General features: G+C 42.6%; 14 protein-coding genes. 7 read left to right on the forward strand and 7 right to left on the reverse strand.

Annotated features, from left to right (window positions below; genetic code table 11):
* Positions 1-37: 37 nt before the first annotated feature.
* Positions 38-751 (reverse strand): RluA family pseudouridine synthase, encoded by a 714-nt coding sequence (locus JMW64_RS12490; protein ID WP_201554947.1) that lies wholly within the window; start codon positions 749-751, stop codon positions 38-40.
* Positions 752-1,120: 369 nt separating this feature from the next.
* Here JMW64_RS12490 and trxA point away from each other — a divergent pair, with 369 nt between their 5' ends.
* The 3 genes from trxA to JMW64_RS12505 all read left to right on the forward strand — a co-directional run bounded on the left by trxA (position 1,121) and on the right by JMW64_RS12505 (position 4,059).
* The gene (gene trxA, locus JMW64_RS12495) at positions 1,121-1,447 is read left to right on the forward strand and encodes a thioredoxin (protein ID WP_201502828.1); all 327 of its coding nucleotides are present in this window, start codon (positions 1,121-1,123) and stop codon (positions 1,445-1,447) included.
* A 526-nt stretch (positions 1,448-1,973) separates the two neighbouring features.
* Positions 1,974-3,242 carry a transcription termination factor Rho gene (rho, locus tag JMW64_RS12500; protein ID WP_055125334.1) on the forward strand — a complete coding sequence of 423 codons (1,269 nt, stop codon included), beginning with the start codon at positions 1,974-1,976 and terminating at the stop codon, positions 3,240-3,242.
* Positions 3,243-3,819: 577 nt separating this feature from the next.
* Entirely contained in the window at positions 3,820-4,059 is a 240-nt protein-coding gene (locus tag JMW64_RS12505; protein ID WP_055125335.1) for a hypothetical protein, read from the forward strand.
* Positions 4,060-4,261: 202 nt separating this feature from the next.
* Here JMW64_RS12505 and ypfJ read toward each other — a convergent pair whose 3' ends face one another.
* Entirely contained in the window at positions 4,262-5,152 is an 891-nt protein-coding gene (gene ypfJ / locus JMW64_RS12510) for a KPN_02809 family neutral zinc metallopeptidase (RefSeq protein ID WP_201554949.1), read from the reverse strand.
* A 518-nt stretch (positions 5,153-5,670) separates the two neighbouring features.
* On the opposite strand from ypfJ, the gene JMW64_RS12515 reads away from it, so the two are divergent.
* Positions 5,671-6,027, forward strand: a complete 357-nt coding sequence (locus JMW64_RS12515; RefSeq protein ID WP_045445929.1) for a hypothetical protein — start codon at positions 5,671-5,673, stop codon at positions 6,025-6,027.
* 234 nt (positions 6,028-6,261) lie between these two features.
* Here JMW64_RS12515 and JMW64_RS12520 read toward each other — a convergent pair whose 3' ends face one another.
* The 5 genes from JMW64_RS12520 to rpmI all read right to left on the reverse strand — a co-directional run bounded on the left by JMW64_RS12520 (position 6,262) and on the right by rpmI (position 11,407).
* Positions 6,262-6,561 (reverse strand): integration host factor subunit alpha, encoded by a 300-nt coding sequence (locus JMW64_RS12520; protein ID WP_045445928.1) that lies wholly within the window; start codon positions 6,559-6,561, stop codon positions 6,262-6,264.
* Between the two features lie 247 nt (positions 6,562-6,808).
* Entirely contained in the window at positions 6,809-9,223 is a 2,415-nt protein-coding gene (gene pheT, locus JMW64_RS12525) for a phenylalanine--tRNA ligase subunit beta (RefSeq protein WP_201554951.1), read from the reverse strand.
* A 71-nt stretch (positions 9,224-9,294) separates the two neighbouring features.
* Positions 9,295-10,350, reverse strand: a complete 1,056-nt coding sequence (gene pheS, locus JMW64_RS12530) for a phenylalanine--tRNA ligase subunit alpha (RefSeq protein ID WP_193007336.1) — start codon at positions 10,348-10,350, stop codon at positions 9,295-9,297.
* 352 nt (positions 10,351-10,702) lie between these two features.
* Entirely contained in the window at positions 10,703-11,059 is a 357-nt protein-coding gene (gene rplT, locus JMW64_RS12535) for a 50S ribosomal protein L20 (protein ID WP_201554953.1), read from the reverse strand.
* Positions 11,060-11,209: 150 nt separating this feature from the next.
* Complete coding sequence (gene rpmI / locus JMW64_RS12540) at positions 11,210-11,407, reverse strand: 50S ribosomal protein L35 (RefSeq protein WP_010197866.1); 198 nt, start codon at positions 11,405-11,407, stop codon at positions 11,210-11,212.
* 479 nt (positions 11,408-11,886) lie between these two features.
* Between rpmI and JMW64_RS12545 the strand changes: the two genes are divergently transcribed.
* The 3 genes from JMW64_RS12545 to tatA all read left to right on the forward strand — a co-directional run bounded on the left by JMW64_RS12545 (position 11,887) and on the right by tatA (position 13,793).
* The gene (locus tag JMW64_RS12545) at positions 11,887-12,330 is read left to right on the forward strand and encodes a thioesterase family protein (RefSeq protein ID WP_194364985.1); all 444 of its coding nucleotides are present in this window, start codon (positions 11,887-11,889) and stop codon (positions 12,328-12,330) included.
* Positions 12,331-12,525: 195 nt separating this feature from the next.
* Complete coding sequence (gene hisI / locus JMW64_RS12550) at positions 12,526-13,362, forward strand: phosphoribosyl-AMP cyclohydrolase (RefSeq protein ID WP_201554955.1); 837 nt, start codon at positions 12,526-12,528, stop codon at positions 13,360-13,362.
* Between the two features lie 188 nt (positions 13,363-13,550).
* Entirely contained in the window at positions 13,551-13,793 is a 243-nt protein-coding gene (gene tatA / locus JMW64_RS12555; protein ID WP_045445916.1) for a Sec-independent protein translocase subunit TatA, read from the forward strand.
* Positions 13,794-13,821: the final 28 nt, after the last annotated feature.

The raw sequence follows: 13,821 nt of genomic DNA on the forward strand, positions 1-13,821 counted from the left end.
TTGCATGATGGGTTTAAAAAATTTGACATAAATTCATTTAAAAAGGGCTTGGGCTTTCCCAATCCATCCACGCACCAAGCGTAGGATGCTTGAGACGCAATTGCTGAGCATGGAGATTAAGCCTTGGCGCAATCACTAAAGCTGTACCTTCTGCATAAATGGGATCGCCAATCATTACATGACCAACATGCACCATATGGACGCGCAGCTGATGACTACGACCGGTGACAGGCTTTAGCATTACGCGCGTGACTGTCTGACCGTTGCATTGCTCATGGCTGATGATTTCATATAAAGTTAAGGCATGCTTTGACCAGCTAGGATCGACAATATGGCGCGGTTTCGTCTCTGGCTCATAGCGCACTGGTACGGATATCTCACCCGTTGCGCCGACACGCTCCCACTCTCCAAAGACGCGTGCCTGATATTTTTTTTGTGGCAAACGTTCAATGAATTGCTTACTAATATGGGTTTGCGCGGCAGCATTCTTAGCAAAAATGAGCAGCCCTGAGGTATCCATATCCAGACGATGAATCAGCTTGACTGCGGGATTGGCACGCTCAAGTCTTGCCAGCAAACTGACCTTGAGCGTTTTGCCATCGACACTCAACAGACCTACAGGCTTATCAACCACCCAAATATCATCATCTTCGTAGACAGTAATCTGTTGCGCAAATGCTTGAAAAAACTCAAGCGGATAGGCGTTTTCTTGAGCATTGAGGGCGTTGACTTCTTCAGCAGTAAAAGGCATAAAAATGGGCACTTATATAAAGGGGCTTGAATGATTAATGAGCTTGCATATGAAAGCTGTCTTAAGTGGTAGATATTAGAGTATAGATATAGTGTTATAAACCGCTTATTTTTGAGCAAAAGACACAGACGGGATTATCAAGTGACAGATAACACCATGCCTGTGTCGTTATGTGTCGATTTATTGTGCTAATCGTAATTGTTAAACAATTTAACCAGCCTGCATCTGTTAACCCCGAGCAAACATGTTAATATAATGGCACATTTTAACCACTTCTAAACGCTTCTTTGGTCACTCATCATTCTATTATGCAACAAATATATTAGTTGATGGATGGCGATAGAAATAATAAAACAAGAGAGATAAATTATGTCAGACCTTATTTTACATACTACCGATGCCGACTTTGACAAAGACGTATTGCAATCAGATGTGCCAGTGTTGGTAGACTTCTGGGCAGCATGGTGTGGTCCTTGTAAAGCAATCGCCCCTATTTTAGAAGATCTAGCCACTGAGTACCAAGGCAAAGTTACAATCGTCAAAGTTGATGTGGATAGCAACCCACAAGCGGCCAGCCGTTTTGGTATCCGTAATATCCCAACACTATTTGTCTTTAAAGATGGCGAAAAAGTTGACTCAGTGATGGGTCTACAGCCAAAAGCCGAATTGGCAAAAGTGTTAGACAAGCATCTCTAAATCGAGACTTGCTCGTTTTGCATAAGCATTCTAAAGAGACAGCAACACCGTCGAAAAAGTCATTATCTAACGTAGATAGTGGCTTTTTTGCTTGTTTTTTATGCAAAAAACTCAATTAGACGACTTTTTTGGCAAAATTTATTGACAATGCTATTGTGAAGACCGTATAGTCTGCTGACAACAGAAAACTAACGGTTTTCCTAACTGTCTTATCGCTATTCTCCTCGTGTTTATCAACAAAAACACAATCGTCGTTATAAACACCATTGCTGAACGAAATGACTAAACACAATTACTGATATTGAGTTTTTGACGCAGACTCTTATGTAGACTTCTTTATCCTTATTTCTTATTACCTTGCATAAACGATTGCAATTCGTATATAAGCTGACACGTAATATCTAAACTACATAAATCCAGCTCTGTGCACGCACCCTCTATCACCATACTATCGTTGTTTTAATCACTGTCGTGACTTGTGCTGCTAATGGCATCTCTCATCTGATCAATTGCTAATGACCTATCTATGAATCTTACTGAATTAAAGAAAAAATCAATCGCTGAGCTATTGGCTATCGCCAAAGAAATGGGTCTTGATAATATGGCGCGTAGCCGTAAACAAGACATCATCTTTGCTATCCTAAAAACCCATGCGCGGAACGGTGAAGCCATTTATGGTGACGGCGTACTTGAGGTTCTTCCGGATGGTTTTGGCTTTTTGCGCTCATCAGAAGGCTCATACTTAGCCGGTCCTGATGACATTTATGTCAGCCCTAGCCAAATTCGCCGCTTTAGTCTGAAGACGGGTGATAGTATCGCTGGTACGATTCGTCCACCAAAAGATTCTGAACGTTATTTTGCGTTATTGAAAGTTGGCGAAATCAACTTTGATACGCCAGATCGCTCACGTCATAAGCTTATCTTTGAAAACCTGACACCCCTATTCCCAACTGAGCATTTGAAACTCGAGCTTGGTAACGGCACCACTGAGGATCTGACGGGTCGTATCATCGACCTAATCGCGCCGATTGGTAAAGGTCAACGCTCTATCATCGTCGCACCGCCAAAAGCGGGTAAAACGATGCTGCTACAGACCATTGCGCAGTCGATCACTCGTAATAACCCTGAATGCTACTTAATCGTCCTATTGATTGACGAGCGTCCAGAAGAAGTCACCGAAATGGTACGTACGGTACGCGGTGAAGTGGTTGCCTCTACCTTTGATGAGCCGCCACAGCGTCATGTACAAGTCGCTGAAATGGTTATCGAAAAAGCCAAACGTTTGGTCGAGCACAAACAAGACGTGGTTATTTTACTGGATTCAATTACTCGTTTGGCGCGTGCTTACAACACAGTTATTCCGTCGTCAGGTAAAGTGTTAACAGGTGGTCTAGACGCCAATGCGTTAGAGCGCCCAAAACGCTTCTTTGGTGCGGCGCGTAACGTTGAAGAAGGCGGCAGCTTGACCATTATTGCTAGTGCGCTTATCGATACGGGCAGTAAAATGGACAGCGTTATCTTTGAGGAATTCAAAGGTACAGGTAACCAAGAGATTACGCTTGAGCGCGATCTGGCTGAAAAACGTGTCTTCCCTGCGATTAATATCAAAAAATCTGGTACACGCCGCGAAGAGCGTCTGCTTGATGAAGATAAACTGCGCAAAGTTTGGATATTGCGTAAGCTATTACAGCCGATGGATGGCGTACAAGCCACTGAGTTCTTGTTGGATCGCTTAAAAGAAGCGAAAACCAATGACGAATTCTTTGAGCAGATGAAACGTAAATCACAGAACTAATGATAGATCCGTACTGCTTTGCCATACTCAATAGATAAGTAACTTAAGCAGAAAAGACCGCATTCGTGCGGTCTTTTCTTTTTGTATTCATTTTTTATATATTCAGGCATGTCCTGAATTTAAGAACGGCAATGAAAATGAGAGCAGACCTTAATACCTTACTATTAAACGCCAGAAGTACTATTTTTAAAAACAGTTAGCTTACTATCAATATAAATACAATAACCCTAAGCAAAACCCCTACCAACGATACAGTGGAGAAACATCCTTTACAGGCTATTTGCAAAGCTTAGCGCTTTTACTACGCCTAGAAATTATTATATGGGTTAGTATAGGAGCCAGTATAGATATACTCTGCTATCACTTGATAGCAGTATAATTTTCGAGATATTTAACATCCTTGATGTAATCCTTACTAATGCAGACCTTTGTATGTCTTGCGGTAGCACAATAGATTATTCTAAGATACTTGCCCAAATATTTTAATACAGTTTACTATCGGTATTAAAATTAGTGGTAATAAAAATATCGTATTTTGATTTTGATAAACTAACTTGATAACCTAACAGGTGATACTATGAAATTTGCTAAAACTATCGCAATGACTGCCCTTACTAGCTCTGCCCTTATCATGGGTGGCTGTGCAACTAATGGATACAATAGTGGCTTGAGCAATACCGCTAAAGGTGCTGCTGCCGGCGCTGCTGCTGGTGCACTTATTAGAAGTGGCGGCGATAGCAAAGACATCGCTCGTGGCGCACTTGGTGGTGCTGCAGTAGGCGGTGCTGGTGCTTATATTCTTAACAACAGCAGATAATCGCTAGATAATTATTTGGTGCTATCAAGACCGTTTTTAATCATTTCAACTGTGTGTATTTTAAATTCATTGAATATGTCTAAATTGAATATGTCTAAAACGCTCTAAAATACAAAAAGCCTGCAATCGATATTGCAGGCTTTTTGTTAGATCGCCTTTTTTAGGCGATAATTACTACGCTAAAATATCATAGCGATACTGACTATAATGCCCCGCTAAAAGTGTCACAAGACTGCACGTTGCCACTTTCCAAACCACGAGTGAACCACTGAACACGCTGCTGACTGGTGCCATGAGTGAAATTATCAGGTACGACTGCTCCACCGCTAGCGCGCGCTAAACGATCATCACCGATTTGACCAGCGGCATTGATGGCCTCATCGATATCACCTGCCTCCAAAAACTGTACACGCTCTTGGTTACGTTGTGCCCAAACCCCAGCAAAACAATCAGCCTGCAGTTCTTGTAGTACTGATAGCTTATTGGCTTGTGCACGAGTGACTTGACGGCTGGCTTCATTAACTTGCTGACTGATGCCTAACAACGTCTGTACGTGGTGACCAACTTCATGCGCAATAACATAAGCTTGTGCAAAATCACCCGCTTTACCTTGATTATCTTGGTCGCCAGAGCCTTGCTTATCACCCGTTATACCGAGATTTTGGCGCATTTCTACAAAGAAAGATTTGTCTAAATAGACAGTCTGATCGCCTGGGCAATAAAACGGGCCCGTCGCGGAGCTAGCACTGCCGCAGGCTGAGCTAACTTGACCATTGAAGAGAATCAATGATGGCTCCTGATAGGTGCTGCCTGCTTCTTTAAATATCTGATGCCAAACTTCTTCAGTATCAGCCAATACTACTTTGACAAACTGCGTATCTCGATCGTTACTTGTCGCAGGTTCGGTAGAGACACTGCTATTGCCACCCCCTGCTACTACTTGACCCGTCTGTAAAGCGGTCATTGGATTTACCCCAAATACCAGCCATAAAATGCCAGCAATAATAATACCACCGATACCACCGCCTATCATTTTGCCACCACCACTGCTGGTGCGCACATTGGAACTGCCGCGTCTACCTTGCCATTTCATTGTTTCATTCCTCAAATATACGATATATATTGCTACTCGTATTGATGATTTTTTATATAGTGTAATTTTGACTCAATTCTTTATTTTTTGATCAAATCCGATTTCTGATACGTAAGTAGTGACAAAGTATTTTTGATAAACGCTACTTTACTAGGCTCTTGATATTGCACTAATCAAGACATTTAATGACTATTAAACCCCTAATAGATACAATAGATGCTTAAAAAGCATAGTAGAAATCAAGACATCGAAAAAGTCATCAAAATAGGTTGATGTCATTGATTATACGTCTATTAATTTGGCTCGTTGTATTAAAAATTATAACGAATAAGTGATGTAAAACACTATTTACAATTTTATTGTTACTTAATTGTACAGCCTATTTCTATTTATATAGAAATCCTATAGAATGCGTGAAAGCTGAGTAGCTGTAACTAAGACTAGTTGAATTCTGAGAAATCTCAGCTTTCAACCTTTTTTGCTGCTACTGATCATTTCATTTTCCCGGAGAAAACCTTATGAACTTAAAATTACTTGCTCTAGCTGGTATCATGACTGCAACTATGGGCCTTACTGCCTGTGACAGCAACAAAGAAAACGCTGCTGAAGATTTATCTGACGCACAAGAAGAAGTGCAAGATGCATCAGAAGAGCTAAACGAAGCTGCTGCTGAAGGCGAAGTAACTGCTGATGCTGACGCTGCTGTTGCTGCAGCTGAAACTGACATCGCTGATGCTCAAGTTGCTACTGCTACTGACGAAATCGATGCTGAAGTACCTGTAGACGGTACTACTACTAGCGTTGACGTAGCTAGCGAAACTCCAGCTGTAGACGCAGCTGACGAAGTTGTAGTTATTGAAGAACCAGCTCAGTAATTTTATCGTTTATATGATAGAAATACTGTAGTAAAAAAAAGAGAGCCTAAGCTCTCTTTTTTTGTGCGTGTCATTTACCATCGTTCATGGTTATTCATAGCTAAACATGATATTTAATGTCTCTGATCAAATGTAGATCAACCATCTCACATTAATAATAAAGCGCAACTTTAACAACCATCATGAAGTCATGATATATTTATATGTTCAGTTTTATACGATTGACAGTTACTGCTACTCGTCAAATAGACGCTCATCAACTTGTTGACGGAATTTTTGCCCTGTTTTGAAAGTCACCACGCGGCGTGCTGATACGGCGACTGGCTCCCCTGTCTTAGGGTTGCGACCTGGACGGCTATTTTTATCTTTAAGCTCGAAGTTGCCAAAGCCTGAAAGCTTGACCTCTTTGCCATCAATTAAACTCTCTGACAATTCATCAAAGAAATTCTCTACCAAACAGCGGCCTTCTTGGCGTGTTAGGTCAAGATGACTCATCAAATGCTCAATCATGTCAGATTTGGTTAAGGTGCTCACAGTACGACTCCTATGCTATGTCGTGATGTCGAATATCATGGTTTAGCGGTATGAGGGTTAATGCTAGCTATTATAAAGGTTTTCTAACCTCTTTTTAACAAAGACTGCTTTAAAATCCTTTATTAATAACCACTTAACTATTTTTATGAATAAAAATTTTATAAAATCATAATTCTTATAAATAGCAATGCCCTATAGCCTCTTTAAGAGTGAGGCTACAGAGCATGTCTATGATAAGAGTTATATGTTAGCTGTCACGCAGTTTTGCAGCATGTTGCTTCGTTAGCGCCTGTACCACTTTGTCAGTCGCTGTTTTGATGGCGTCATCAGATAGCGTTTGTGCATTGTCTTGCCATATTAGCGCAAAAGCTAATGAGCGCTGACCAGCTGGCACGTTGTCGCCTTGGTACACATCAAACAACCACAGATCAGCCAATAGCTCACCAGCTGCTGCGCGTATCGTCGACTCTAATGTCTGTAAGCTGATCTCGCTGTCTACTAAAATGGCAATATCACGGCGTACTTGTGGAAATTTGCTTGGGGTGCTGATGGTATGCTGCTCACGGGCAAGGGTCAGTAATGGCGCAAGTGATAATTGAGCAACCCACGTAGCTGGCAAATCTAACTGATTAGCCGTGTTAGGATGCAACTGACCCAACCAACCGACATATTCATCATCAATATAGAGCTTAGCGCTTTGACCCGGATGCAAGAAAGCAAGCTCACTGCGCTCATAGCGAATACGGGCGCTATCCATTTGAGCGGGTAATAACTGTTCAACATCATGCTTCAGATCGTAAAAGTCTAACGCACGGTTTTGATACGCTTGCTCGTCCCAGACATCGCCAACTGCTACTAACGCAATACTTGGCGTTTGTACTAATTCACTAATACTTTGACCAACAAAACTAAGCCCTGTTTCAAAGAAACGAACGCGTGGCTGCTGACGATTGAGATTGTACTGCACGCAAGGCAATAAGCTTGATAGCAAAGTACGGCGCATCACGGCTAAGTCACTAGAGATAGGATTGGCCAGTGCCAACACTTCTCCTAGGGCTTTATCATCAAGTAAAGCTTCTATTTTTGCGTCACTAAAGCTAAAGCTAATGGCTTCCATATAGCCATTATCGACTAGCGCCAGCTTCATCTCATGGGTCAAGTCTGCGGTATCGTCATAATCCATACTGACTTGCAAATGTGGCAACACGCTTGGAATATTGTCATAGCCATAGATACGCGCAATTTCTTCGATGAGGTCTTCTTTAATACTCATATCAAAGCGATAAGAAGGTGGCGTGCAAATCAGACTATCGGCTTGCTGCACTACTGCAAACCCTAATTGGGTTAAGATACGAACCATCACTGTTGGCTCAATCTCAATACCGATGACATCACGAACTTTAGAAACTGGCAACGTTATCGATGCGCGAGCTGGTAGATGATCGCTACTTTCTGCTTTTACTATTTGTCCGGCTTGCCCACCAGTAACGCTAGTAATCAAATCAACAGCACGTGCCAGTGCTAGCTCTGGTAACGCAAAGTCCACCCCTCGCTCAAAACGTTGTGAGGCATCTGTATGTAAGCCAAAACGGCGTGCGCGTGCGGCAATAGCTAACTGACCAAAGAAAGCGCTTTCTACAACAATATTGGTGGTGCTATCAGTCACACTACTACGCTGACCGCCCATGATTCCGGCAAGTGCCAGTGCGCCTTTATCATCAGCGATGAGCAATTCATCACCGGTTAAGGTAATGGTTTGCTCATTCAATAAAGTAATCGTTTCTTCAGGCTGTGCCAAACGCACAACGATATCACCCTCGATAGTATCGGCATCAAAAGCATGTAGCGGCTGACCCAACTCCATCAACACATAGTTGGTCACATCAACCAAAAAGTTGTGCGAGCGTAGTCCTGACTGAACCAGCGCATCTTGCATCCATTTCGGAGTGTCGATGCTACGATCAATATTGCTGATTGATTGTAGTAAATAGCGCGGGCACGCTTCAATTGCACTGACCGTTACCGCTGGCGTAGCAGTATTAGCACCCTTATCAGTAACTACCACATTGGTAGGAATCTCAGGCAGCTGCATTGGCAAATCGTTGATAACTGATATTTCGCGCGCAATACCGCGTACGCTAAAGCAATCACCGCGATTTGGCGTGATAGAAATATCTAGGATTTGATTGTCTAAACCTAAATACTCACGGATATCCATGCCAATCGGTGCATCTGCTGGCAATTCGAGCAGACCATCAATGTCATCGACTAAATCAATTTCAGACGCGCCGCATAGCATACCGTTAGAGTCGACACCACGTAGGTTGCCATTTTTAATTGTGAAGCCTTTCTTGTCATCGCTTGGGAGTACTGCCCCAACGGTGGCAACCGGTACTTTCATACCAACGGTGACATTGGGTGCGCCGCAGACGATTTGTAACGGTTCAGCTGCACCAATATTAACCTGCGTAACGCGTAGTTTATCGGCATCTGGATGCTGCTCGACGCTGATGACTTCACCGACAACCACACCACTAAAAGCACGGGCAACCGCAAAGCGATCATCAATCTCAAGTCCTGCCATCGTGAGTTGTTCGGCCAATTGCTCACTGCTATTGTTGGGGTTTACCCATTGACGTAGCCACTGTTCGCTAATTTTCATAAATATCTCAGATCAGAATTTTATAATAAAGGTTTTGGAGTAAAGGTAGAGGTATTATTAAATAATAAAATCTAGCCAAACTGCTTTAAAAAGCGTACGTCATTTTGGAAAAATAAACGCAAATCATCGATGCCGTAATATAACATCGCGAAGCGCTCAATCCCCATTCCAAAAGCAAAGCCAGTATATTTTTCGGCATCAATACCGCAGTTGGTCAGTACTTGTGGATGTACCATACCGCAGCCCATAACCTCAAGCCATTTACCATTGTCATCGAGGATATCAACTTCAGCTGACGGCTCGGTAAAGGGGAAAAATGACGGACGGAAACGTACAGTCAACTCTTTGGCAAAAAAAGCTTCCAAGAACTCACTAATCAAGCCTTTTAGCTCAGCAAAAGTGCTCGACTCAGTGACCATTAAACCTTCTAGCTGATGGAACATCGGCGAATGCGTTTGATCCGAGTCATTGCGATAAACGCGACCTGGGCAAATAATGCGAATAGGCGGTTCATTCTTTTCCATGGTGCGAATCTGCACGGGGCTGGTATGCGTACGCAGTAGATAATGCGCATCAAAATAGAAGGTATCGTGCATCGCGCGTGCTGGATGATGCGACGGAATATTAAGCGCCTCAAAGTTATAATAGTCGCTTTCGACTTCAGGACCAGTAGCAACGTTAAAACCTGCTTGGATAAAATACTGCTGCATACGCTGGGTAATCATGGTCACAGGATGCAAATGACCTTTTTGACCACCGCGAGCAGGCAAGGTGATATCAATGCTTTCGCTTGCAAGCTTGGCATTTAGTGCAGCCACTTCTAGCTGCTGCTGCTGCGCGGTTAACGCATCTTGAATACGGCTACGGACTTGATGTAACCAGCCGCCGTAGGTTTTTTTATCGTCGCTGCTGAGTTTACCCATCTGCTTTGACCAGCCAGTTAATGGGCTCTTTTTACCGGTCAATTGCACACGCAAATCTTGCAACGCACGCACATCGGTTACTTGTAGAACCAAGGCTTCAGCGGCACTGGCCAACTCATTTAGCTGAGCTTCATTAAGCTCGCTTAGCTCTGTGGACAAGGTCGGTAGCGCCGACAAATCGGTGGTAGCAGCAGGGGTAGTCATAAGATGCATTCTTCCTGATTTAAACGGACTATTAATAATAGTGATTGGTAATTGTAGGGATTTGACCAAATATTGCAAACCATTTACCCAGTCATTCAAAAATAATACCAGTGATATGAATGGCTTGAATATTTAGACGATAATAAAAGCTATCTCAAAAAAGCATATTTAGCGTTGGTGCTAAAACAAGGCTGTGACATGAAGTATTAAGATAATGTGATATAAAAAAAGCCACCGACCAGCGGTAGCTTTTATTAATATCATACTATTAATCAATATTATCCCTGTCCATATAGATAACTACTTGTAAATTCTGACTAAACAAGCAGCAACCCTAAAGGAAGGTTAATATTTATGCTAATGCCGCTTTTGCTTTTTCAACCAACGCTGTGAAAGTCGCTGCATCATGCATAGCGATGTCAGCAAGTACGCGACGATCGATAGTGATGTTAGCCAATTTCATGCCATTGATAAAGCGGCTGTAGCTTAAGCCGTTTAAGCGTGCACCAGCATTGATACGTGCAATCCAAAGACGACGGAAGGTACGTTTTTTGTTGCGACGGTCACGATAAGCATATTGACCAGCTTTGGTCACTGCTTGTACCGCTACGCGGTAAACACGTGAACGGGCACCGTAGTAGCCTTTTGCGCGTTTTAGGATTTTTTTGTGACGACGATTCGCCTGTACACCACGTTTTACACGGGCCATAAATTACTCCAAGATATTTTTAATCATTATTAAACGAATTACGATGTCATCGAATAGTAGACATCGTTATCAGATTGCAAAGTCAAATACTTTTAACTCAGTAACTATTCATTAAATAGCGCTTGATTAAATGCATATGACGACAGGCTACTAGATGTATGGGCACATACGACGAACTGCTGCTTCGTCAGACTTGTCCACCATCTTAAGACCGCGCAACTGGCGAATACGCTTAGCTGATTTCTTGGTCAAGATATGGCTTTTGTTTGCTTGCTTACGCTTGAAGCCGTTTGCTGTTTTTTTGAAGCGTTTAGCTGCACCGCTTCTGGTTTTCATCTTAACTTTCATGATGATTTGCCTCTTTGTCTTTGATAGAACCTGGTCGTCAAATAGTACCTAACGAATAGTGGCTGTAAAAACAAGCACTAAACCTCTATTTGCCTCGAGGTGGGAGGCCGTATTTTAGCAGATAGTACGCTGTTTTGCCAAGGAAAGTTTCGGTGCAACGCCATTAGGTAATAAAGGCAAATAAGCACGCGCAATACCGCCCTATCCTATCTGATCAAATTTTGCATAAATGAAGACATTTTTGCCAAAAATCCACCAAATAGATTGAATGTATGCTTAAGCTGTGATTAAGTAGATACTAAGCGATAAGACGGTTTGGGTGCCGATAAAACCAAGCGCTTAATTACCGTGATTGGGCTTAGCTTTTATTAAGTTTGATGGCTATTAAGTTTGGCAACAACCTCGTAATCAGATTAATACGACCAGCACACATTATGTGAAGCAGAGTATGTCTGCCGACCATTAACCTAGGAGGCAATGTGTCAAAACAGGCGCTGGTGTTTAATGATGATCTATTTGTTTTCGAAGCCGTAATGCGTGTGCGTCATACCGAAACGGACATGAATCAATATGTCACTATCGAATCACTCACCGCTTTGCTGTCTGAGGCGCGGCTGCGATTCTTATATGCCAAAGGTATCAAAGAAGTCAATGCAGATCACCAAGGCCTGATCGTTGATACATTACAGTTGGAGATTACTGCACGTATACGAGTACGTGAAGCGCTTTTGTTTGAGGTCGGCGTTGAGCCGTTGTATGATAATGGCGGCAATATAGTGATGAAAGTCACTCGCATGCACACGGGTGAGACGGTCGCAAAAGCTAAACAACACTTCGTCAATTATGATTTTCATCTCAATAAAGTGACTATCATTGATAATGCGACAAAAGAAGCACTGTATCCGCATTTATTTAGGATTTAGAATACTTGCTGATATCTGATATGTTTGAAGGTTTTCTCTACCAATCATTCAGCTCAAATAGCACTATGGCTTTTATCATTGCCTTATCCAAATAACTGTCTCGCTCATACCCTATATTTATCAAAATCATATATCCATTTGCTGCACCACTCACTACCCTTTTCTACTTCCTACTTATAAGATGACTGATACATTATGACTTTACCTGCTTGGCTGACTGCCGTAAATTTCAATACTGATGGTTTAATCCCTGCAATTGCACAAGATTACCAATCAGGGCGCATTTTGATGATGGCGTGGATGAATGCAGAAGCGCTAGCACTCACCGCACAAACCCAAACTGCAGTTTATTTTTCGCGCTCGCGTAGCAAGCTGTGGCACAAAGGCGAATCATCAGGTCATACGCAGACGGTACATGATATTCGCTTAGACTGTGATGCCGATGTGATCGTACTGAGTGTGACCCAAGCAGGTGGCATTGCCTGCCATACTGGCCGTGAATCTTGTTTTTATCAGAGTTTGGATCTGTCTGGCGCGACACCTGAGTGGCACACAGTCGATAAGGTACTAAAAGACCCTGCTGATATTTATGACACCCCTAAACCTGCCAGCACCCAGTCTGATACCGAACATACTGCGACGAACTCTGGTGCTGATGACCGTCAAGCACACGCGCATAAAGGTTCTGTGCTTCAGCAACTCGATGATGTATTAGCAGAACGAAAACATGCTGATGCTGACAGCTCTTATGTGGCAAGCCTATATGCAAAGGGGTTGAATAAAATACTAGAGAAAGTTGGCGAAGAGAGTACTGAAAGTATCATTGCCGCCAAAGATTTTGCCAATTGCGACGAAAATAGCAATAAAGCGCAATACGATGACGCTCGTCATGAGCTCATCTATGAAGTGGCCGATGTCTGGTTTCATACATTAGTAGGACTGGCGTGGTTCGATATTGAGTCGGATGCGGTATTAAATGAGCTAGGTCGACGTTTTGGTCTATCAGGTATCGATGAAAAGGCGGCGCGATAGTTTCTATAAGCTTTACCATTGCCCTGTTTGATTATTGTTGATTTCACCTTTTTGTCACAAGTGCAGGTTATAATATAGCTCTGTTTTACTTCGCATTGTATGTCGAGGCTGTTTATTGAGTATAACGATATTCGATACACCCAAAGTAGGCATACAAAGACTGAAAACCAAGACTCAAGGATACCTTTATGGGTAGTTTTTCTATTACGCATTGGCTGATTTTATTGGTGGTAGTGGTGGTCGTATTTGGCACCTCAAAGCTTAGAAATGCTGGCAAAGATTTGGGCGGCGCAGTCAAAGGCTTCAAAGAAGCGGTCAAAGACGAAAATACTGAGCATGCTAAAAAGCATGTGGTGCTCGATCATGATGGCAATGCACACACTGAAGAGCGCCCAACAACCACCAAGGTTGATGACACGCATAATGTATAGCCTCTAGACAGTGACCTTTTAGACAATG

The sequence above is a fragment of the Psychrobacter immobilis genome, from assembly GCF_904846065.1.
Classification (GTDB): Bacteria; Pseudomonadota; Gammaproteobacteria; order Pseudomonadales; family Moraxellaceae; genus Psychrobacter; species Psychrobacter immobilis_H.

Bases quoted from the DNA above. Each gene is read 5' to 3' on its own strand.
- JMW64_RS12490 (WP_201554947.1), bottom strand. From the start codon at position 751: ATGCCTTTTACTGCTGAAGAAGTCAACGCCCTCAATGCTCAAGAAAAC.
- trxA (WP_201502828.1), top strand. From the start codon at position 1,121: ATGTCAGACCTTATTTTACATACTACCGATGCCGACTTTGACAAAGAC.
- pheT (WP_201554951.1), bottom strand. From the start codon at position 9,223: ATGAAAATTAGCGAACAGTGGCTACGTCAATGGGTAAACCCCAACAAT.
- pheS (WP_193007336.1), bottom strand. From the start codon at position 10,350: ATGACTACCCCTGCTGCTACCACCGATTTGTCGGCGCTACCGACCTTG.
- JMW64_RS12505 (WP_055125335.1), top strand. From the start codon at position 3,820: ATGAAATTTGCTAAAACTATCGCAATGACTGCCCTTACTAGCTCTGCC.
- rplT (WP_201554953.1), bottom strand. From the start codon at position 11,059: ATGGCCCGTGTAAAACGTGGTGTACAGGCGAATCGTCGTCACAAAAAA.
- rho (WP_055125334.1), top strand. From the start codon at position 1,974: ATGAATCTTACTGAATTAAAGAAAAAATCAATCGCTGAGCTATTGGCT.
- ypfJ (WP_201554949.1), bottom strand. From the start codon at position 5,152: ATGAAATGGCAAGGTAGACGCGGCAGTTCCAATGTGCGCACCAGCAGT.
- rpmI (WP_010197866.1), bottom strand. From the start codon at position 11,407: ATGAAAGTTAAGATGAAAACCAGAAGCGGTGCAGCTAAACGCTTCAAA.
- hisI (WP_201554955.1), top strand. From the start codon at position 12,526: ATGACTTTACCTGCTTGGCTGACTGCCGTAAATTTCAATACTGATGGT.
- JMW64_RS12515 (WP_045445929.1), top strand. From the start codon at position 5,671: ATGAACTTAAAATTACTTGCTCTAGCTGGTATCATGACTGCAACTATG.
- tatA (WP_045445916.1), top strand. From the start codon at position 13,551: ATGGGTAGTTTTTCTATTACGCATTGGCTGATTTTATTGGTGGTAGTG.